At 71.9% G+C, this 18,449-nt stretch carries 22 protein-coding genes; 11 read left to right on the plus strand and 11 right to left on the minus strand.

The window, feature by feature from the left end; all coding sequences use genetic code 11:
* Positions 1-190: 190 nt before the first annotated feature.
* Together BLW85_RS14285 and BLW85_RS14290 are read left to right on the plus strand one after the other, a co-directional pair.
* Positions 191-1,246: a chitinase gene (locus BLW85_RS14285; protein ID WP_074992246.1), complete on the plus strand. Its 1,056-nt coding sequence runs from the start codon at positions 191-193 to the stop codon at positions 1,244-1,246.
* Between the two features lie 65 nt (positions 1,247-1,311).
* Positions 1,312-2,592, plus strand: coding sequence for an MFS transporter (locus tag BLW85_RS14290; protein WP_074992247.1), 1,281 nt, complete (start codon positions 1,312-1,314; stop codon positions 2,590-2,592).
* A gap of 93 nt (positions 2,593-2,685) precedes the next feature.
* Here BLW85_RS14290 and BLW85_RS14295 read toward each other — a convergent pair whose 3' ends face one another.
* Positions 2,686-4,068 (minus strand): glycine--tRNA ligase, encoded by a 1,383-nt coding sequence (locus tag BLW85_RS14295; RefSeq protein WP_070025179.1) that lies wholly within the window; start codon positions 4,066-4,068, stop codon positions 2,686-2,688.
* A gap of 161 nt (positions 4,069-4,229) precedes the next feature.
* On the opposite strand from BLW85_RS14295, the gene BLW85_RS14300 reads away from it, so the two are divergent.
* The 4 genes from BLW85_RS14300 to BLW85_RS14315 are packed head-to-tail and all read left to right on the plus strand — an operon-like array spanning position 4,230 to position 7,343.
* The gene (locus tag BLW85_RS14300; protein WP_074992248.1) at positions 4,230-5,189 is read left to right on the plus strand and encodes a metal ABC transporter substrate-binding protein; all 960 of its coding nucleotides are present in this window, start codon (positions 4,230-4,232) and stop codon (positions 5,187-5,189) included.
* Between the two features lie 11 nt (positions 5,190-5,200).
* Positions 5,201-5,974 carry a metal ABC transporter ATP-binding protein gene (locus BLW85_RS14305; RefSeq protein WP_074992249.1) on the plus strand — a complete coding sequence of 258 codons (774 nt, stop codon included), beginning with the start codon at positions 5,201-5,203 and terminating at the stop codon, positions 5,972-5,974.
* Positions 5,974-6,867 (plus strand): metal ABC transporter permease, encoded by an 894-nt coding sequence (locus tag BLW85_RS14310; RefSeq protein ID WP_070025176.1) that lies wholly within the window; start codon positions 5,974-5,976, stop codon positions 6,865-6,867. The genes BLW85_RS14305 and BLW85_RS14310 overlap by 1 nt, the downstream gene beginning before the upstream one ends.
* A gap of 59 nt (positions 6,868-6,926) precedes the next feature.
* Positions 6,927-7,343, plus strand: coding sequence for a Fur family transcriptional regulator (locus tag BLW85_RS14315; RefSeq protein WP_070025175.1), 417 nt, complete (start codon positions 6,927-6,929; stop codon positions 7,341-7,343).
* Positions 7,344-7,426: 83 nt separating this feature from the next.
* On the opposite strand, the gene BLW85_RS14320 is transcribed toward BLW85_RS14315, so the two are convergent.
* The 4 genes from BLW85_RS14320 to BLW85_RS14330 form a co-directional block, all read right to left on the minus strand.
* Positions 7,427-8,266: an isoprenyl transferase gene (locus BLW85_RS14320; protein ID WP_070025174.1), complete on the minus strand. Its 840-nt coding sequence runs from the start codon at positions 8,264-8,266 to the stop codon at positions 7,427-7,429.
* A 41-nt stretch (positions 8,267-8,307) separates the two neighbouring features.
* Positions 8,308-9,057, minus strand: a complete 750-nt coding sequence (gene recO / locus BLW85_RS14325) for a DNA repair protein RecO (protein WP_070025173.1) — start codon at positions 9,055-9,057, stop codon at positions 8,308-8,310.
* A 75-nt stretch (positions 9,058-9,132) separates the two neighbouring features.
* Positions 9,133-9,351, minus strand: a complete 219-nt coding sequence (locus BLW85_RS39390) for a hypothetical protein (protein WP_070025172.1) — start codon at positions 9,349-9,351, stop codon at positions 9,133-9,135.
* Entirely contained in the window at positions 9,348-9,563 is a 216-nt protein-coding gene (locus BLW85_RS14330) for a hypothetical protein (RefSeq protein WP_070025171.1), read from the minus strand. Before BLW85_RS14330 ends, BLW85_RS39390 begins: the two co-directional genes overlap by 4 nt.
* Positions 9,564-9,678: 115 nt before the next feature.
* On the opposite strand from BLW85_RS14330, the gene BLW85_RS14335 reads away from it, so the two are divergent.
* The 3 genes from BLW85_RS14335 (at position 9,679) to BLW85_RS14345 (ending at position 11,448) form a co-directional block, all read left to right on the plus strand.
* Complete coding sequence (locus BLW85_RS14335) at positions 9,679-10,512, plus strand: helix-turn-helix domain-containing protein (RefSeq protein WP_074992250.1); 834 nt, start codon at positions 9,679-9,681, stop codon at positions 10,510-10,512.
* Complete coding sequence (locus BLW85_RS14340) at positions 10,494-10,697, plus strand: DUF397 domain-containing protein (protein WP_074992251.1); 204 nt, start codon at positions 10,494-10,496, stop codon at positions 10,695-10,697. The genes BLW85_RS14335 and BLW85_RS14340 overlap by 19 nt, the downstream gene beginning before the upstream one ends.
* Positions 10,698-10,764: 67 nt before the next feature.
* The gene (locus BLW85_RS14345) at positions 10,765-11,448 is read left to right on the plus strand and encodes a TetR-like C-terminal domain-containing protein (protein WP_074992252.1); all 684 of its coding nucleotides are present in this window, start codon (positions 10,765-10,767) and stop codon (positions 11,446-11,448) included.
* A 73-nt stretch (positions 11,449-11,521) separates the two neighbouring features.
* On the opposite strand, the gene BLW85_RS14350 is transcribed toward BLW85_RS14345, so the two are convergent.
* From BLW85_RS14350 to BLW85_RS14360, 3 genes are read right to left on the minus strand one after another with little or no spacing between them, the layout of a single operon-like run.
* Positions 11,522-12,403, minus strand: coding sequence for a MauE/DoxX family redox-associated membrane protein (locus BLW85_RS14350; RefSeq protein WP_244174860.1), 882 nt, complete (start codon positions 12,401-12,403; stop codon positions 11,522-11,524).
* A gap of 17 nt (positions 12,404-12,420) precedes the next feature.
* Positions 12,421-13,029, minus strand: coding sequence for a cell wall protein (locus BLW85_RS14355; protein WP_074992254.1), 609 nt, complete (start codon positions 13,027-13,029; stop codon positions 12,421-12,423).
* Between the two features lie 14 nt (positions 13,030-13,043).
* Positions 13,044-13,466 (minus strand): RlpA-like double-psi beta-barrel domain-containing protein, encoded by a 423-nt coding sequence (locus tag BLW85_RS14360; RefSeq protein ID WP_074992255.1) that lies wholly within the window; start codon positions 13,464-13,466, stop codon positions 13,044-13,046.
* A gap of 270 nt (positions 13,467-13,736) precedes the next feature.
* Here BLW85_RS14360 and BLW85_RS14365 point away from each other — a divergent pair, with 270 nt between their 5' ends.
* Entirely contained in the window at positions 13,737-14,663 is a 927-nt protein-coding gene (locus tag BLW85_RS14365) for a dihydrodipicolinate synthase family protein (RefSeq protein ID WP_074992256.1), read from the plus strand.
* A 7-nt stretch (positions 14,664-14,670) separates the two neighbouring features.
* On the opposite strand, the gene BLW85_RS14370 is transcribed toward BLW85_RS14365, so the two are convergent.
* Positions 14,671-15,354: an HAD family hydrolase gene (locus BLW85_RS14370; protein ID WP_074992257.1), complete on the minus strand. Its 684-nt coding sequence runs from the start codon at positions 15,352-15,354 to the stop codon at positions 14,671-14,673.
* A gap of 394 nt (positions 15,355-15,748) precedes the next feature.
* Here BLW85_RS14370 and BLW85_RS14375 point away from each other — a divergent pair, with 394 nt between their 5' ends.
* Entirely contained in the window at positions 15,749-16,357 is a 609-nt protein-coding gene (locus tag BLW85_RS14375; protein ID WP_070025161.1) for a ScbR family autoregulator-binding transcription factor, read from the plus strand.
* On the opposite strand, the gene BLW85_RS14380 is transcribed toward BLW85_RS14375, so the two are convergent.
* Both BLW85_RS14380 and BLW85_RS14385 read right to left on the minus strand, forming a co-directional pair.
* Complete coding sequence (locus BLW85_RS14380; protein WP_074992258.1) at positions 16,336-17,562, minus strand: sialidase family protein; 1,227 nt, start codon at positions 17,560-17,562, stop codon at positions 16,336-16,338. The genes BLW85_RS14375 and BLW85_RS14380 overlap by 22 nt on opposite strands.
* Before the next feature lie 70 nt (positions 17,563-17,632).
* Positions 17,633-18,328: a TerB family tellurite resistance protein gene (locus BLW85_RS14385; RefSeq protein WP_070027015.1), complete on the minus strand. Its 696-nt coding sequence runs from the start codon at positions 18,326-18,328 to the stop codon at positions 17,633-17,635.
* Positions 18,329-18,449: the final 121 nt, after the last annotated feature.

Here is an 18,449-nt window from a genome sequence, read left to right on the forward strand (position 1 = left end):
ACAGATTTCAATATCTGTCAGCTGTCATCCGTCAGCCATCGCTCCTCACGGCTCTTTGGTCCAGACCTATTGACGAACGAGGTGGACCAGACCACTGTCATGCGCAGAACACCCCACGCCCGAGACCCGAGACCCGAGCCACCGAGACCCCGACTCCGGCACCTCACCGCACCCCACCGGGAGGCCCCGCATGTTCCGTCGCACCCTGTCCCTGCTCGCCGCCGCGCTCGCGACCGCCTGCCTCACCCAGCTCCCCGCCGCCACCACCGCCTCGGCCACCGCGGCCGCCGACACCTGCGCGGTGAAGTCCCGCCCGGCCGGCAAGGTGCTCCAGGGCTACTGGGAGAACTGGGACGGCGCCGCCAACGGGGTCCACCCGCCCTTCGGCTGGACCCCGATCACCGACTCCCGCATCCCCGCCCACGGCTACAACGTGATCAACGCGGCCTTCCCGGTGATCCTCTCCGACGACACGGCGCTGTGGCAGGACGGCATGGACTCCGGGGTGAAGGTGCCCACGCCCGCGGAGATGTGCGCCGCGAAGGCCGCCGGCGAGACGGTGCTGCTGTCCATCGGGGGCGCGACGGCGGGCATCGACCTCAACTCCACCGCCGTGGCGGACAAGTTCGTCTCGACGATCGTGCCGATCCTGAAGCAGTACAACTTCGACGGCGTCGACATCGACATCGAGACGGGTCTGACCGGCAGCGGCGACATCAACCAGCTGTCCGCGTCCCAGTCCAACCTGATCCGCATCATCGACGGCATCCTGGCCCGGATGCCCGCCGGCTTCGGCCTGACGATGGCCCCGGAGACGGCGTACGTCACCGGCGGAAGCATCACCTACGGCTCGATCTGGGGCGCCTACCTGCCGATCATCAAGAAGTACGCCGACAACGGCCGGCTGTGGTGGCTGAACATGCAGTACTACAACGGCAGCATGTACGGCTGCTCCGGTGACTCCTACGGGGCCGGCACGGTGGCGGGCTTCACCGCCCAGACCGACTGCCTGAACAAGGGCCTGGTGGTGCAGGGCACGACGATCAAGGTGCCCTACGACAAGCAGGTCCCGGGCCTGCCCGCGCAGCCCGGCGCGGGCGGCGGCTACATGTCCCCGTCCCTGGTCTCCCAGTCCTGGCAGCACTACGGCACGTCCCTCAAGGGCCTGATGGACTGGTCCGTCAACTGGGACGGCTCGAAGAACTGGACCTTCGGCGACAACGTCAAGGCGCTCCAGGGCCGTTGAGCATCCGGAGGTCCGGGGGCGGCGGGTGAGACCTGCTCGGTGACGCCCAGGTGTTTAGTTGCGGGGTGACTCACCCTCTTCGTTCACGTGACTTCCGGCTCCTCTTCGTCAGCCGCACCATGTCCACGCTCAGCGACGCGCTGGTGCCCACCGCGCTGAGTCTCGCCGTGGTGGAGGTGACCGGTTCGGCGACCTCGCTGGCCGTGGTGCTCGGCTGCGCGCTGGGGGCACGGCTGCTCACGCTGCCCGTGGCCGGCGTGCTGGCCGACCGCTACGACACCCGCCGGGTGGCCTTCGCCGCCGATCTGGTCCGGGTGCTGACGCAGGCGATGGTCGCCGTCCAGCTGGTCGGTCCGCACCCCTCGATCGCGCTGATCGCCGTGGCCCAGGCGGTGGCGGGGGTCGCCTCGGCCGTCGGTCTCGCCAATCTCTCGCCGCTCGTCATCCGCGCGGTGCCCGGCTCGGGGGCGCGGCGGCAGAAGGCCAACTCGCTCATGGGGGTGGCCAAGAGCATCTCCCAGCTGGCGGGCCCCGCCCTGGCCGGCGCGTCGATCTGGGCGGTCGGCACCGGCTGGGTGTTCGTGCTCGACTCGGCCGCCTTCGCGGTCAGCGCGACCATGATGCTGCTCGTCCGGCTGGACGGGGAGGCGGCGCCGGCCGGCACCCGGCGCCCGGTCCTCGCGGGACTGGCCGAGGGCTGGGCCGAGGTGCGCGCCCGGGACTGGTACTGGATCAGCCTGATCGCACACGCGACCTGGAACTTCGCCGCCAACGTGCTGCTCACCCTCGGTCCGCTCGTCGCGGTCACCCGGCTCGGCGGACAGGGCACGTGGATCGCGGTGACCCAGGCGGGCGGCATCGGCCTGCTGGCCGGCTCGCTGGTGGCCGGACGGGCCCGGCCCCGGCGCCCGATCCTGGCCGGCAACCTGGTCCTGGCGAGCTACGCCCTGCCCCTGGCCCTGTTCGCCGTCGCGGCACCGGTGCCCGTGCTCGTCGCCGGGTACGGCATCGCGATGGCGGGCCTCGGCTTCCTCAACCCCACCTGGCAGACCGCGGTGCAGACGGCCATTCCGCCGCACGTGCTCGCCCGGGTCGCCTCCTACGACTGGCTGGTCTCGCTCGCCGCGCAGCCGCTCGGCGTGATCCTGGCCCCGATCGCCCTGCACGCCTGGGGCGCCGAGCCGCCCTTCGCGGCCGCGGCCGTCCTGGTCGCCGTCGTCTGCGCCGGCACCGCGCTGGCGCCCGGGGTGCGCGACCTGCGCCTCGAACGGCCCCGCGTCACCGCCCCGGACGGCACCCGTCCGCTCGGCGGGGTGCCGCGGGACGAGGCGGCGGGCACGCCCTGACCGGACGCGGGGCCCGTCGGATGCGCGAAAACGCCCGCCCCCCGGCCGAACGGATCGACCGGGGGGCGGGCGCGAGGCCGGAGAGGACCGGGATCAGCAGCCGACGAGGCGCTGGGCCAGGTAGCCCTCGATCTGGTCCAGCGACACACGCTCCTGCTTCATCGTGTCCCGCTCGCGGACCGTCACCGCGTTGTCCTCGAGGGTGTCGAAGTCGACGGTCACGCAGTACGGCGTGCCGATCTCGTCCTGCCGGCGGTACCGGCGGCCGATCGCGCCCGCGTCGTCGAACTCGATGTTCCAGTTCTGCCGCAGCGCCTGCGCGAGGCCCTTGGCCTTCGGGGACAGCTCGGCGTTGCGCGACAGCGGCAGGACGGCCACCTTCACCGGGGCGAGACGGTGGTCGAGGCGCAGCACGGTGCGCTTCTCCATCTTGCCCTTGGCGTTCGGCGCCTCGTCCTCGACGTACGCGTCGAGCAGGAACGCCAGCATCGTCCGGCCGACACCGGCCGCCGGCTCGATGACGTACGGCGTCCAGCGCTCCTGGTTCTCCTGGTCGTAGTACGACAGGTCCTGGCCGGATGCCTTGGCGTGCGAGGAGAGGTCGTAGTCGGTGCGGTTGGCGACGCCCTCCAGCTCGCCCCACTCCGAGCCGCCGAACCGGAAGCGGTACTCGATGTCGGCGGTGCGCTTGGAGTAGTGGGAGAGCTTCTCCTTCGGGTGCTCGTACCAGCGCATGTTCTCCTCGCGGAGACCGAGCCCGGTGTACCAGGCCCAGCGCTGCTCCATCCAGTACTCCTGCCACTTCTCGTCCTCGCCCGGCTTGACGAAGAACTCCATCTCCATCTGCTCGAACTCACGGGTGCGGAAGATGAAGTTGCCCGGCGTGATCTCGTTGCGGAACGACTTGCCCATCTGGGCGATGCCGAACGGCGGCTTGCGGCGCGAGGCGGTCTGCACCTGGGCGAAGTTGGTGAAGATGCCCTGCGCGGTCTCGGGCCGCAGGTAGGCGACGGAGCCGCTGTCCTGGGTCGGGCCGAGGTGCGTCGACAGCAGGCCGGAGAACTGCTTGGGCTCGGTGAACTGGCCCTTGTTGCCGCAGTTCGGGCAGTTGATGTCGGCCAGGCCGTTCGCCGGGGCGTGGCCCTTCTTCTCCTCGTAGGCCTCTTCGAGGTGGTCGGCACGGAACCGCTTGTGACACGCGGTGCACTCGGTCAGCGGGTCCGTGAACGTGGCGACGTGGCCGGACGCGACCCAGACCTCGGGGGCCAGGATGACGGACGAGTCGATGCCGACCACGTCCTCGCGCGACGTCACCATGTAGCGCCACCACTGACGCTTGATGTTCTCCTTCAGCTCGACACCGAGCGGTCCGTAGTCCCAGGCGGCACGCTGGCCGCCGTAGATCTCACTGCACGGGAAAACGAAGCCACGGCGCTTGCTCAGGCTGACGATGGTGTCGATCTTGTCGGCGGCCACGGTGCTCTCTTCATTACGACGACGGGCGTTGAAGCGAGATGCTTCCAGCGAATGATTCAGGTTACCGGCGCAGGCTCCCCCACGACCAAATCGGCCCCCGCCTGGGACCCCGCACAGGGGCTTGTTGACAACGGTTTCCATTTTTGTTGAAAATGACTGTCATGAACATACGTCGACGTCCGCTGTCCGCCGCCGCCCTCGCCGCCGTCGCCGTCCTCGGTGCCGGCACCCTCACCGCCTGCTCGGGGAGCGGCTCCGGGGCGACCGGCGACGGCAGGCTCGACGTCATCGCGTCCTTCTATCCGATGTCGTTCCTCGCCGAGCGGATCGGCGGCGACCACGTCCACGTCACCAGTCTCACCACGCCCGGCCAGGAGCCGCACGATCTGGAGATCAGCCCCAAGCAGATCGCCGCGATCGACGACTCCGACGCCGTCCTCTACCTCAAGAACCTCCAGCCCTCCGTGGACGACGCGGTCGCCCAGTCCTCGGTGCCGACGAAGATCGACGCCGCCTCCCTGACCACGCTGGAGGCGCACGGCAACGAGGTCGGCGGCCACGCGGCCGCGCACGACGACCGGCCGGGCGAGGAATCGGCGGGCAAGGACCCGCACATCTGGCTGGACCCGGTGCGCTACGCGCAGGTCGCCCAGGGCGTCGGCAAGGCCTTCGAGAAGGCCGACCCCCAGCACGCGGCGGACTACCAGAAGAACACCGCCGCCCTGGTCAAGCAGCTCGACGACCTCGACCGGCGGTTCCGCGACGGCCTCGCGCACACCCGGTCCAAGGTCTTCGTCACCACGCACGCCGCCTTCGGCTACCTCGCCGAGCGCTACGGCCTCACCGAGGAGGCGATCAACGGCCTCGACCCGGACTCCGAGCCCAGCGCCGCGCGCGTGCGGGACCTGGAGCACATGGCGAAGGCCGACCACGTCTCCACCGTCTTCTACGAGACGCTCGTCAGCGACAAGACCGCGAAGACCATCGCGCACGACGCGGGCCTGAAGACCGACGTCCTGGACCCGATCGAGGGCATCACGGCCAAGTCCCGCGGCACGGACTACTTCTCCGTCCAGAACGCCAACCTCAAGGCGCTCCAGCAGGCGCTGGGCGCCAAGTGACGGGAGATCCCATGGAGACCAGCGAGCCTGTCATATCCCTGCGCGGCGTCCGGGCCGACCTCGGCGGCCGTCCCGTCCTGCGCGGCATCGACCTCGCCGTCCGCCGCGGCGAGGTCGTCGCCCTGCTCGGCGCCAACGGCTCGGGCAAGTCCACGGCGGTCCGCACCGTCATCGGCCAGGTGCCCGTCACCGCCGGCACCGTCGAACTCTTCGGCACTCCCCGGCGCGCCTTCCGCGACTGGGCCCGCGTGGGCTACGTGCCGCAGCGCACCACGGCCGCGGGCGGCGTCCCGGCGACGGTCACCGAGATCGTCTCCTCCGGCCGCCTCGCCCGCACCGGCTTCGGCCTCTTCCGCGGCGGCGACCGGCAGGCGGTACGGGACGCCCTGGAGCGGGTCGGCATGGCGGACCGCGCCAAGGACGCGGTGACCGCCCTCTCCGGCGGCCAGCACCAGCGCGTCCTGATCGCCCGCGCGCTCGTCGGCCGGCCCGAGCTGCTGATCATGGACGAGCCGATGGCGGGCGTCGACCTGGCCAGCCAGGAGATCCTGGCGCGGACGCTGAAGGCCCAGGTGGAGGCGGGTACGACGGTCCTCCTCGTACTGCACGAACTCGGCCCCCTGGAACCCCTGATCGACCGGGCGGTCGTGCTGCGGGACGGCTGCGTCCTGCACGACGGCCCGCCCCCGCGGGCCGTGGGCCAGCACGCCCTCCCCGGCCACGACCACGTGCACCCGCACGCCCCCGGGACCACCGATCCGATCCGCACGGGACTGCTGAGCTGATGGACTTCCTGAACTACGCCTTCATGCAGCGGGCCCTGCTCGCCGCCGTCCTGGTCGGCGTCACCGCGCCCGCCATCGGCATCTACCTCGTCCAGCGCCGCCAGGCCCTGATGGGCGACGGCATCGGCCACGTGGCGATGACCGGCGTCGGCCTCGGCTTCCTGCTGTCCGCCTCCCCGGTCTGGATGGCGACGGCGGTCTCCGTGCTGGGCGCCCTCCTGATGGAGCTGATCCGCTGGTACGGCAGGACCCGCGGCGACATCGCCCTCGCCATGCTCTTCTACGGCGGCATGGCGGGCGGCGTGATGTTCATCAACATGGCCCCGACGGGCTCCAACGCGAACCTGACGACGTACCTCTTCGGCTCCCTGTCCACGGTCTCCCGGTCGGACGTGCTGGCGATCTGCCTGCTGGCCGCGTTCGTGGTCGTGGTCACCGTGGGCCTGCGCCGCCAGCTGTTCGCGGTGAGCCACGACGAGGAGTTCGCGCGGGTGACGGGCCTGCCGGTGCGCGCGCTGAACCTGCTGACGGCGGTCACGGCGGCGGTCACGGTCACGGTCGCGATGCGCGTCGTCGGCCTGCTGCTGGTCTCCGCGCTGATGGTGGTCCCGGTGGCGGCGGCCCAGCAGCTCACCCGCAGCTTCGCCGCGACGTTCGCGATCGCGGTGGCGATCGGCGTGACGGTGACGGTGAGCGGCACGATCACGTCGTTCTACCAGGACGTGCCGCCCGGCGCGACGATCGTCCTGCTGACCATCGCCGCGTTCGTCGCCCTGGCCGTGCTCGCCACGCCCGTGGCCCGTCGGCGCGCCCGTGCGGGCGGCCCCCCGGGGGACCCGGCGGAGTGCGTGATTCCGGCCGCGCGAGGCGCCGGGGAGGAGATCAACGCCTGACCCCGGGCGGTCCGGGCTGGCACAATGGCCCGGTCAGGGTGTGACGTGAGGAGGCAACGGTGACGACCGCTGGACCGCCCGTGAAGGGCCGCGCGACCCGGCAGCGGGCAGCAGTGGCGGCGGCACTGGGCGAGGTGGACGAGTTCCGCAGCGCGCAGGAGCTCCACGACATGCTCAAGCACAAGGGCGACTCCGTCGGCCTCACGACGGTCTACCGCACCCTCCAGTCCCTCGCCGAGGCCGGCGAGGTCGACGTCCTGCGCACGTCCGACGGCGAGTCCGTCTACCGCCGCTGCTCCACCGGCGAGCACCACCACCACCTCGTCTGCCGGACCTGCGGCAAGGCGGTCGAGGTGGAGGGCCCGGCGGTGGAGAAGTGGGCCGAGGCGATCGCCTCCGAACACGGCTACGTGAACGTGGCCCACACGGTCGAGATCTTCGGTACGTGCGCGGAGTGCGCGGACCGGAGCGACTAGGGCCTCTCGTTTGGATCAGGCCGGATCAGCCCGGCCTGATCCAAACGAAAGACCCTGACCCGGCCGCGCCCCCGGCGCCACCCCTACGACGCGGGGGTGTTGCCCTCCATCGCCAGCAGCTCCTCGTTCGGGATGGCCCCGCCGAAGCGCCGGTCGCGGGAGGCGAACTCGACGCAGGCCCGCCACAGGTCGCGCCGGTCGAAGTCCGGCCACAGCACGTCCTGGAAGACCATCTCGGCATAGGCGCTCTGCCACAGCAGGTAGTTGGACACCCGCTGCTCACCGCTGGGCCGCAGGAAGAGATCCACGTCCGGCATGTCCGGGTAGTACAGGTACTTCTGGATCGTCTTCTCGTTCACCTTGGACGGATCGAGCCGCCCGGCCTTCACGTCCTCGGCCAACGCCCGTGCCGCGTCGGCGAGTTCGGCCCGGCCGCCGTAGTTCATGCAGAAGTACAGGGTGATCCGGTCGTTGTCCTGGGTCTGCTCCTGCGCGACCTGGAGTTCCTTGGCGACCGACTTCCACAGCTTGGGCATCCGGCCGACCCACCGCACCCGCACGCCCAGCCCGTCGAGCTGGTCCCGGCTCTTGCGGATGAAGTCGCGGTTGAAGTTCATCAGGAAGCGGACCTCTTCGGGCGAGCGCCGCCAGTTCTCGGTGGAGAAGGCGTACAGCGAGACGTTGCGCACGCCGATCTCGATCGCCCCCTGGAGCACGTCGAGCACCTGCTCGGCGCCGACCTTGTGCCCCTCGGTGCGCGGCAGCCCCCGCTTCTTGGCCCACCGCCCGTTGCCGTCCATGATGATCGCCACGTGCTCCGGGACCAGCTCGTCGGGCAGCTTCGGCGGACGGGCGCCCGAGGGGTGCGGCTCCGGTGCCGTGTACTCGCGCCGCTGGCGCCCCAGGATCCCGCGTACCACCATGTGCTCCGACTCCCCTTACGACGTGTGACTCTCGACGGCTTTCAGGACTTTTCCACGTAGCGCAGCGACCGCAGCCCGCGCTCCAGGTGCCAGTGCAGGTACGCGGAGACGAGTCCGCTGCCCTCGCGGACGTACCGCGCCTCGGCGGCGTCGGCCGTCTCCCAGTCTCCCGTAAGCAGCGCACCCAGCAGGACCAGGGTCCCCGGCGAGGGTACGACGCTCCCGGGCACCCGGCAGTCGGCACACACGGAGCCACCGGAGGCGACCGAGAAGAACCTGTTCGGACCCGGCATGCCGCACTTGGCGCAGTCGCCGAAGCTCGGCGCGTACCCGTTGACCGCGAGGGAGCGCAGCAGGAAGGCGTCGAGCACGAGGTGCGGGGCGTGCTCGCCGCGGGCCAGCGTGCGCAGCGCGCCGACCAGCAGCAGGTACTGCTGCACGGCCGGCTCCCCCTCGTGGTCGGTGAACCGCTCGGCGGTCTCCAGCATGGCCGTACCGGCGGTGTAGCGCGCGTAGTCGGTGACGATCCCGCCACCGTACGGGGCGATGGTCTCACTCTGCGTGCACAGCGGCAGCCCGCGCCCCACCAGCTCGCTGCCGCGCGCGAAGAACTGCACGTCCACGTGGGAGAAGGGCTCCAGCCGGGCCCCGAACTTCGACTTCGTGCGCCGCACGCCCCGCGCCACGGCGCGTACCCGCCCGTGACCGCGCGTGAGCAGGGTGATGATCCGGTCCGCCTCGCCCAGCTTCTGGGTGCGCAGCACGATGCCGTCGTCGCGGAACAGACTCATGGCCCCATTCTCCCCCATGGGCGCGGGCGCCCGGCCGCCGGTGGCGGCGGCGCCGGGCGCCCGTACGGCGGCGGGTCAGGGCACCTCGCCCCGGCTGCGGGCGTTGACGTACGCCGTCTCCGCCCGGATGCGCTCGGCGGGACTGGCCGCCCGCACGGCCCCCACCTCGGCCTCCCACTCCCGCCCGCCGCCGTAGGGCCGCAGCCACACGCCGGCCCCCTCGTACGCCATCACGATCCCCACCCGTCCGGACCCGGTGTCGACGGCATGGCTCCCGACCGGCGGCGGTTTCACCCCGCCACCCCCGCGACCACGACGGCGAGCCGCCGTGCGACGTCCACGGAACACCGCCCCAATTCCACCAGCGGGCAGGGCGACTCCCGGGCGAGCATCACCGGGTCGAGACCGAGTGAGGGCAACACGATTCCGGCGCTCGCGAGCGCGCCCCGCAATTCCTGCACCGCGTCCTCCGCCTCCTGGACACACATCGCCGAATGCTTCGCCATACCGCTCCCCTTTTCTTTCGGTTTTCACGCTTCGCACATCCATGGTGACGCTCCGGCTCTACACTCGGCGACCATCCAGGCCCTACAAGTACGAGTCAGTCAAAGGGGGTTGGCCATGGCCAACGGTTCACGGCAGGCGGCATGGGAGTTCTTCGGCGCGGAACTGAAACGGCGGCGGGAGAACGCGGCGCTCACCCAGGCGGAGCTGGGGGTGCGGGTCTTTGTCTCTGGCGGCTACATCGGCCAGTTCGAACAGGCGATCAGGAAACCGCAGTTGGACGTGGCCCAGCGGATCGACGAGATCCTACAAACCGACGGCTTTTTCGAACGGCTGTGGAAGAAGCTCATCAAGGAGCAGCCGTACGCGGCTTACTTCGCACACGTGGTTGAGCTGGAGCGGCTCGCGACGGAAATCTACGAGTACGCGCCGACGGTGATCCCGGGACTCCTCCAGACCTCCGACTACGCACGTGCCGTGTTCCTGGCAGGCAATCCGTTCGCCACCGACGAGTACATCGAGGATCTGGTCAACGTACGAATGGACCGGACACGGCTCCTGAAGGACGCTACACGCCCCAAGTATTGGGCGGTGCTCCACGAAACGGCCCTGCGCATCCCAGTCGGCGGCCAGGCGGTCATGGCACACCAGCTGGAGTACATCGCATCTCTGATGCGGGAGCGCAAGGTGGCGATGCAGGTGCTGCCCTTCGCGGCAGGGGCGCACCCCCGCATGGGCAAGATGATGAAGTTGATGAACTTCGAGGACGCACCGCCAACTATCTATACAGAAGGCGTGGCTTCGGGAAGTCTCCTGGACGATCCGACGCTGGTTAGGCGGACCTGGGCGTCTTACGATCACATCAGGGCCGCCGCGCTGTCGCCGGAGGCGTCCCTGGCCCTGATCCAGTCGGCGGCGGAGGACTACAGACGATGCGTGAGTACGAGCTGACCAACGCACGTTGGCGCAAGAGCACCTACAGCACCGGTGACGCCAGCGAAGACTGCCTCGAAGTCGCCGACGGAGTCCCCGGTGCCGTCCCCGTCCGCGACAGCAAGCTGCCCACCGGGCCGGTGCTGCTCATCGGTCCGGTCGCGTGGGCGGCCTTCGTCGGTTCCGTCACCGGCCAGAACTAGGCGCATTCGCGCCGCATTACCCCGGACGTAATCGACGCGCCCAACGACCTCTGGCAGGGTCGGGATCATGACGACTTCCGATGCTCACGACCTCCTGAAGGCCGAGGCGGGCCGTCGCCTGGCGGCTCGTCACCAGGTCGACCTCGACCCGAGCGGACTGGCCCGGGACGCCGGACTCGACCCGGCGTCGATAACGGAGCGGTTCCCCGACCGGGACAGCCTGCTGACCGATCTCGTCCTGGCCGCCTACAACGCCATGGGCGACAGCGCGGAGCGGGCCGCGGCCGACGCGGAGAAGGCGGGCGCCGACCTGCTGGGCCGCTGGGTCGCCACGTGCGAGGGCGTGCGCGAGTGGGCGCTCGCCCACCCGGAGGAGTACGTGCTGATCTGGGGCCGACCCGTGCCCGGCTACGACGCCCCGCCGGAGACGATGGTCGCGGGCGCCCGGACCGTACTCGTCCTGCTCGGCCTGGTGCGCGAGGCGCTCGCGGCCGGACGGCTCGCGGTGGACCACGTCCCCATGCCGGAGCTGTCCGAGGGCATGGCCCGCACGATCGAGCCGCTGGCCCAGGGCATGCTGAGCGGCCTGCCCGCTCCCGTCATCACCCGCATGCTGATCATCTGGACCCAGCTGCACGGCATGGTCGGCTTCGAGGTCAACGGCCACATCGCGGGCGTGGCCGCGGACCCGGCCGCCTTCTTCACGCACGCGGCGACGGCCATGGGCCAGTACATCGGCCTGCCCCACTGACCCGCAGGGGCCGCCCGCTTCCCGGTTCGGGAGCGGGCGGCCCGTGCGGTCGCACCCGGCGGCGCCCCGCGGTTCAGCCCGTGGGCAGGGCGCCGAGCAGGTCGGCCGGCACCGGCTCGTCGGTCCGGTCGTCGATCAGGGTGACGCGGATCGCCGGGTTGTCGGTGGTGTCCCTGGTCTGCCGCGGGTCCACCGCGAACAGCACGGTGACCGGACGCGCGGCGCCCTCCGGGTCGTGAACCCCCGCGTACTGGAGGAAGCGCCAGCCGTCGGACTCCCAGTGGTCGATCAGCCCGGAGCGGACGACGGGGGCGGCGGCCACCCAGGCCAGCGAGCGCTCCAGCAGTTCGACGGAGGCGGCCACCGGCACCTCGTCGTCCCGGCCCGGGGCGAGCGGGTGCCCGAAGACCTTCAGCCGCGTCCGGCGCAGCGGGACCAGCCACAGGTGGTCGAGGTCGCTGGAGACCGCGACCAGGACGGCGGTGACGGCGGCGAGGAAGAGCACCGACGCCACCGGGTCGCGAACCACCTGGCTCCACCAGGCCGTGCGGGCTCCGACCGCCGCGGCGCCGCCCGCCGCGACCAGCCCCGCGCGGACGAAGGCCCGCCAGGTGATCGGGCCGTTGCCGCGGGCGGTGCACCCGCAGGACGACCGCGGGGCGGTGACCCGGGCGTAGCCGAGGTAGCCGAGGAAGCCGACGCCCAGGACCAGGGCGGCGACGCCGGGCACCGGGGTGGCCGGCACTCCCAACAGCACGGCGGCGACGACGAGTTCGAGTACGCCGGTGGCCCGCAGGACGAGCGTGGCGCGGCGGCCGTCGTTCAGGACGCGGACCAGCACGGTGCCGGCCGCCTGCGCCGCGACCTGCCGGCCGAACGCCTTGGCCGCGCCGGTGCCGGCGAGCAGGGCGCCGAGCAGCAGCGGGGCGATGTTCATGGCGAGCGATGCGCTCACTTCCGTATCCCCCTGCCTCAGTGCCCGACGCTGATACGGGCGATGTCCACGCTGTCGTCGGCGGGCCGCCAGGCGCCGAGCACCTGCGCGTGGTGCCCGATCCGCAGCTGGGAGAGGTCGGAGGTGAGGGCGCCGCCGCGGAAGGAGGCGGTGGTCCTCTTCGCCACGATGTTGCCGACCACGGCGTTGCGGCCGTGGCTCAGATGCAGCCGGGAGCGTTCGATGCCGCGGACGGTGACGTAGAGGTTGACGATGTTCACCCAGACCGCGTCGGCGGCCACGCTGCCGTCGGGCATCTGCACACCGCGCGCGTACAGGCCGTCGCCGACCTCGACGGCCTCGGCGGTGACGGTCTCCAGCTTCCAGATGCTGGTGGCGTTGGTGAGCTGGATCAGCTGGTGCGTGCCGTCCGCCTCGACGACGTCGAGGACGCCGCGTCTGATCTGGCTGACCCGCCCGTCGACGAACACCGACGTGGAGACCGCCGGGTCGAGGGAGGGCATGGGGGCGGCGAAGGCGGCGTCCGCGTCCAGGCCGCCGAGCGCGGAGGCGCCCACGATGGTGGCACCGCCGAGCGCCGCGCTGGTCAGCAGACGGCGCCGGTCGAGTCCGTGGCGTTCGCTCATGACGGGGTCCCTCCTCACTCGTAGATGTAGACGGGAAGCAGCCCGGAGCTGAGGCTGCCGATGGCGGAGTAGGCGGCGGGCGTCAGGTCGATGACCCGGTGGGTGCGGCAGGCGCCGTTGCAGCAGGTCTGCTCGCTGCACCACATCTGGGTGTTGGGGCCGCAGTCGGCGAGGGTGACGCAGACCGTGGCGCCGGAGCACTGGTGCTTGACGTTGACGACCGAACCGCAGCCGCGTCTGGGCATGTTCTCGCCGCAGGCCGCCGGGTTGGTGACGCTCCAGCAGGCCGCCGAGAGATTGGGCCAGGCGGCCATGTTCTTGCCGGACTGGCAGGTGCCGCAGGCACCGGTTCCGGTGCTGCCGCAGGGTCCCCAGGAACTGCCGCAGCAGAACCAGGAGGTCTCTCCTGCCCAAAGACTGGTGGATCCGCAAGCCATTGCTGTGTCCCTTCGTCGACGGGGAGATCACGGGCACCGCGATCTATGGCGCGTGCATGACAAAACGACGAACGAAACGGTGCGGGGGTCGCGCGTTGGCGCCTGCCAATGATGCTCGTTTCTACGCGCGTTGGCCAGGGGTCGGGAGAGGGACCGGTTGACGGACCCGGCCCGTGCGGCCGGCCGCGTCGCGCCTGGCACACCGCTCGCCCTGTCACCATCCTGGGAGGAGGACCCCTCGATCCCCGACCCAGCCCGCAGGAGCCGTCGATGACCTTCCCCGCGCCGCTCACCGGAGTCGTCCCGCCCGTCTGCACGCCCCTGACGCCCGAACGGGAGGTGGACGTGCCCTCGCTGCTGCGGCTGGTGGACCATCTGGTGGGGGCGGGGGTGCACGGGCTTTTCGTGCTCGGCTCGACATCGGAGGCGGCCTTCCTCACGGACGCGCAGCGGCGGCGGGTGGTCGAGACGGTCGCCGGGCACCTGGGCGGGCAGCTGCCGGTGCTGGCCGGGGCCATCGACATGACCACCCCCCGGGTCCTCGACCACGTGCGGGCGGTCACGGCGGCCGGGGCCGGGGCGGTGGTGGTCACCGCGCCCTTCTACGCCCGCACCCACCCCTCGGAGATCGTGCACCACTACCGCCGGATCGCGGCCCTGAGCCCGGTGCCGGTGATCGCCTACGACATCCCGGTCGCCGTGCACACCAAGCTCCCGGCCGAGCTGGTCCTCGGCCTCGCCGGGGACGGGGTGCTGGCCGGGATCAAGGACTCCAGCGGGGACCTGGCGGCCTTCCGGGAGCTGGTCACCGGCGCCCGCACCCACCCCGGCTTCGGCGTGCTCACCGGCTCGGAACTGATCGCCGACGCCGCGCTGGCACTGGGCGCGGACGGGGCGGTGCCGGGGCTCGCCAACGTCGACCCGCACGGGTACGTGCGGCTGTACCGGCAGTGCCGGGCGGGCGACTGGGAGGGGGCGCGGGCCGAACAGGAGCGGCTGTGCGCGCTGTTCGGGCTGACGGCGGTCGGTGATCCGGCGCGGATGGGCGGCGGTTCCTCCGCGCTCGGCGCGTTCAAGGCGGCCCTGCACCTGCGGGGCGTGATCGACTGTCCGGTCACGGCCGAGCCGCAGGTGCCGCTGTCCGGCGAGGAGACGGAGAAGGTCGCCAAGTTCCTCGCCTGCGCCGGGCTGCTGTGACCCCGCCTCAGTGCGCCTCGGCCCACGTCAGCAGCTCGGGCGTGTGCAGCGAGGGCAGCCACAGGTCGGCCCGCTCCGCGCCGTCGCCGGGCGGGCGGGGGCCGACCCCGAGCACCCTCAGTCCGGCGGTGCGGGCCGCCTCCACGCCGGTGAGGGAGTCCTCGACGGCCAGCGCCTCCTCCGGCGGGACACCGCACAGGCGGGCCGCGAGGTCGTAGACGTCGGGCCACGGTTTGGGGCGCACCTCGGCGTCCCCGGTGTCCGGGACGACGATGTGCTGGAAGTACCCGCGCAGCCCGGCCCGCTCCAGGCTGCCCTCCACCACCACCATCGGGCAGTTGCTGGCCACGGCCAGCGGCAGCCGGCCGGCCAGCAGCCGGACGAGGTGGGCGGCGCCCGGCATGGTCACCGGGTCGTCGGTGACCAGCTCCAGGAAGTGGTCCAGGAGGGCCGCCGTCAGGCCGTCCGTCAGCTCGGGCTTGTGCACCGACTCGGCCATCAGCCGGCCGCAGTCCGCGTAGTGCACTCCCTTGGCCTGTTCCGCGAAGCCGGGTGGCGGTTGGAGCCCGAATTCCCGGAAGGCCAGGTTTCGGGCTTCCTGCCAATGGCGTTCGCTGTCCATCAGAGTGCCGTCGCAGTCGAAGACGACGGCTCGTGGCGACCAGTCGAGCAGTTGGGCCGTGGTGGTCACAGTGGCCTCCTATGCACCTCGCTTGAAAGGGATGTGCGACATTCCCGGCTGTCCGCAGGAAGCGGAAAGATAGCGATGACTACGTTATTTTCGCGGTGGTAAATCAGGCAATAACCCCATAGAGCGACTCGACGGCGACGGCTTTCGGGTGTATAGCGGCCCGGCCGCCCGCCGCCCGCGGTGTCGCCAAATCGACTTGTACGCATGACAGTTGGCGCATATGCGGGGGTCATGCGACGCCGGCGCGGAGCGCACCCCTTACCACTCGACCGCGTTCACCCTCGAAAGAAATACGTAATTACCGCCAGAGGGTGGTTCCTGTTTGCTCCGGGCGTACGCGGGCGCATTACATTCGTGGCAGCAGAAGAGCCGAACGAGGGCGGGCGGGAAAACGGTGCAGAAACGGGCCAAGGCAACCCGCAGATCACTCCTGGAGGCGGCGGCCCAGCTCTTCGCGGAACAGGGCTACGCGGGTACCAGCGTCAACGACATAAGCGCACGGTCGGGCCGGACCAGCGGCGCCGTCTACTTCCACTACGCCAGCAAGGAGGGCATCGCGCTCGCGGTCGTCCGGGACCGGTTCGCCACCTGGTCCCAGCTCACCACGGCGTACGCGGACCGGGCCGTGCCGCCGGTGGAGCGCCTCGTCGGCCTCAGCTACGACATCGCCCGCGCCCTCGCCGAGGACCCGGTGACGCGCGCGGGCGCACGACTGTGGGCCGAGCGCGCCACCATCGACGCCCCGCTGCCCGACCCCTTCGCGCTCTGGACCGCCGCCGCCACCCGGCTGCTCGCCGAGGCCCGGCTGGCCGGCCAGGTGGCCGCGCACGTCCGGCCCGCCCCCACCGCGCGGGCCCTGGTGCGCGCCTTCTTCGGCCTGTGCTCGCTCACCGAGGCGCTGGAGGGCGCGGCCACCGTCACCGACCGGCTCACCGACTGGTGGCAGCTGACCCTGCCCTCGCTGCGGCCCGCGCCGGGGACTCACCGGCCGGCGGGCGGGTGACCGCCGATCCCGGTCACCCGCCGGAACTCCAGGGCGTCGTAGGGGCCCGTCTCGTACAGGACGCCGACCGTGCCCGGTCCGAGCTGGACCAGGTCGGAGTAGGCCGCCGGGCCGTCGGACAGGGTGGCCAGGCGGGTGAAGGTACGCCCGGCGTCCGTGCTGGACCACAGCGCCATGGCACGCCGCGCGGTCGGCACGGACGGCCCGGAGAACAGCAGCGGGGCGCCGTCCCCCTGGAGCTGGAGCACGCTGCCCTGGACGACGGGCACGTCCTTCAGGGTGGGCTGGGGGGCATAGGGGCGGTCGAGGGTGGCGCCGCCGTCCGAGGAGTAGCTGTCGAGGCGGTTGCCGGGGGCGCCGCCGTTCTGGTCACGGGCACTGAAGTAGACCCGCCCGTCGGGCAGTTGGGTGGCGCTGGTCTCGTTGACGTTGACGGTCCCGGCGGGGCCGGTGGCCTGGTAGCCGAGGTGCCAGGTGGTGCCGCCGTCGTCGCTGTAGAGGGCGTGACCGGCGTAGTACCGGGCCTCCCTGCCGGTGTCCTTCGAGCCCCGGGCCGGCGCGGTGGAGTGGTTGGCGGGGACCAGGAGGCGGCCGGGGGCGCCGCCCGCGGCGGAGCGCGGGCCCCGGGTGAGGGCGACGGCGTGACCCGGCCCGGTCGCGTACCAGCGCCAGCCGGGCCGCTTCACCGCGTCCGTGATGTCCCGCGGCCGGGTGAAGGTGCGGCCGTCGTCCGTGCTGCGCTGCACGTACACCCGGCGGCCCCGCGCCGCCGTGACCTCGCCGCGCATGATCTGCGCCTCGCTGACGTCCCCCGCGTTGCCGCAGGTCACCAGGACGATGTCGCCGCTGCGCGGATCGAGTACGGGCGCCGGGTTGCCCCGGGTGTTCCCGTTCCCCGCGGCCACCACGGCGAGCGGGCCCCAGGTGCGGCCGCCGTCGGTGGAGCGGCGCAGCACGACGTCGATGTCCCCGCTGTCGCCGGTGCCGTCGCGCCTGCCCTCGGCGAAGGCGAGGACCGTGCCGCGCCGGGTGCGGACCAGCGCGGGAATGCGGTAGGCGGCGTAACCGCCCCGGCCCGAGACGTAGGGCCGCGAGGAGGCGCGGCTCACGGCGGGCCCGCGGGGCGTGGCGTGGGCGGGTTCCGGGAGCGCGAGGGCGGCGAGGAACGGGAGGCCGGTGAGGAGGGCGCGGCGCGGCAGTGTCACGCCGTGATGCTGCCCGCCCGGGACGGGCTCGCCTTACTCCGTTCGGGCCATTGATCGGGCGGTCCGGCGCTCAGGAGGGCGTCCGGGCGGCCGCCAGCAGCCGGGTGACGTCCTCGGCCGGGAGGGTCAGGGCCGCGCCGACCGTGGTGAGGGCGTCGCGCTCGGCGGGGGTGTAGGGGCCGTCGGCGAGGGCGATGTGGGCGCCCTGGAGGAGCAGGGCCTCGCGTCCGGCCGGGGCCAGGTGCGGGGCGAGCGGGTCCAGTGCCTCGTGCAGCTCTATGGTCAGGCTGGCGCCGCAGGGCTCGCCCAGCACCCGGCCGGTGTCGGCGGCCAGGGCGTCGACCAGGGCGGCGAGCTGCTCCTCGGTGCAGTCGTCGACGCCGCCCGCGCGGACCGCGGCACAGGCCGTCTCCAGGGACGCCCGGGAGCCGGTGCCGCCGGCGGCGAGCACCGCGAGGGCCACGGTGTGCACGCCGTCGCGGAGCATCGCGGAGAAGCGGCGGGTGGTGGGGTGGTCGAGGACCTCGGTGCCGTAGTGGTGGCCGCAGTCGGCGCACTCCACGACGGGCCCGGTCGTGCCGCGCGGCAGCACCGGCACCCCGAACACGGTGAGCCTGCGGCGCCCGGTGAGCCGCTGGTAGTTGCGGTCGCCCCCGCAGCCCGGGCAGTAGAACTCGCCGTCGCCCACGGGAGTCCATGCGGTGCGGGTGCCCAGGACGCGCAGAGCCCTGGTGTCACGGCCGTCTCGTCCCCGTACTGGCAGCACGTCGCACCTCCCTAGAGCACGACACCATCGCCGCGCTGGCGTGATGTTAGCCACATCGGGCGGCGGAGTCAGTACCCCGGACGAGACCGATCCGTGACCTGTGCGGCCCCCTGGCCGAGAA

It is taken from the genome of Streptomyces misionensis (assembly GCF_900104815.1).
Taxonomy (GTDB): domain Bacteria; phylum Actinomycetota; class Actinomycetes; order Streptomycetales; family Streptomycetaceae; genus Streptomyces; species Streptomyces misionensis.

Bases quoted from the DNA above. Each gene is read 5' to 3' on its own strand.
- BLW85_RS14355 (WP_074992254.1), bottom strand. From the start codon at position 13,029: ATGAGCGAACGCCACGGACTCGACCGGCGCCGTCTGCTGACCAGCGCG.
- BLW85_RS14300 (WP_074992248.1), top strand. From the start codon at position 4,230: ATGAACATACGTCGACGTCCGCTGTCCGCCGCCGCCCTCGCCGCCGTC.
- BLW85_RS14330 (WP_070025171.1), bottom strand. From the start codon at position 9,563: ATGGCGAAGCATTCGGCGATGTGTGTCCAGGAGGCGGAGGACGCGGTG.
- BLW85_RS14310 (WP_070025176.1), top strand. From the start codon at position 5,974: ATGGACTTCCTGAACTACGCCTTCATGCAGCGGGCCCTGCTCGCCGCC.
- BLW85_RS14360 (WP_074992255.1), bottom strand. From the start codon at position 13,466: ATGGCTTGCGGATCCACCAGTCTTTGGGCAGGAGAGACCTCCTGGTTC.
- BLW85_RS14340 (WP_074992251.1), top strand. From the start codon at position 10,494: ATGCGTGAGTACGAGCTGACCAACGCACGTTGGCGCAAGAGCACCTAC.
- BLW85_RS14285 (WP_074992246.1), top strand. From the start codon at position 191: ATGTTCCGTCGCACCCTGTCCCTGCTCGCCGCCGCGCTCGCGACCGCC.
- BLW85_RS14320 (WP_070025174.1), bottom strand. From the start codon at position 8,266: ATGGTGGTACGCGGGATCCTGGGGCGCCAGCGGCGCGAGTACACGGCA.
- BLW85_RS14335 (WP_074992250.1), top strand. From the start codon at position 9,679: ATGGCCAACGGTTCACGGCAGGCGGCATGGGAGTTCTTCGGCGCGGAA.
- recO (WP_070025173.1), bottom strand. From the start codon at position 9,057: ATGAGTCTGTTCCGCGACGACGGCATCGTGCTGCGCACCCAGAAGCTG.
- BLW85_RS14365 (WP_074992256.1), top strand. From the start codon at position 13,737: ATGACCTTCCCCGCGCCGCTCACCGGAGTCGTCCCGCCCGTCTGCACG.
- BLW85_RS14305 (WP_074992249.1), top strand. From the start codon at position 5,201: ATGGAGACCAGCGAGCCTGTCATATCCCTGCGCGGCGTCCGGGCCGAC.
- BLW85_RS14345 (WP_074992252.1), top strand. From the start codon at position 10,765: ATGACGACTTCCGATGCTCACGACCTCCTGAAGGCCGAGGCGGGCCGT.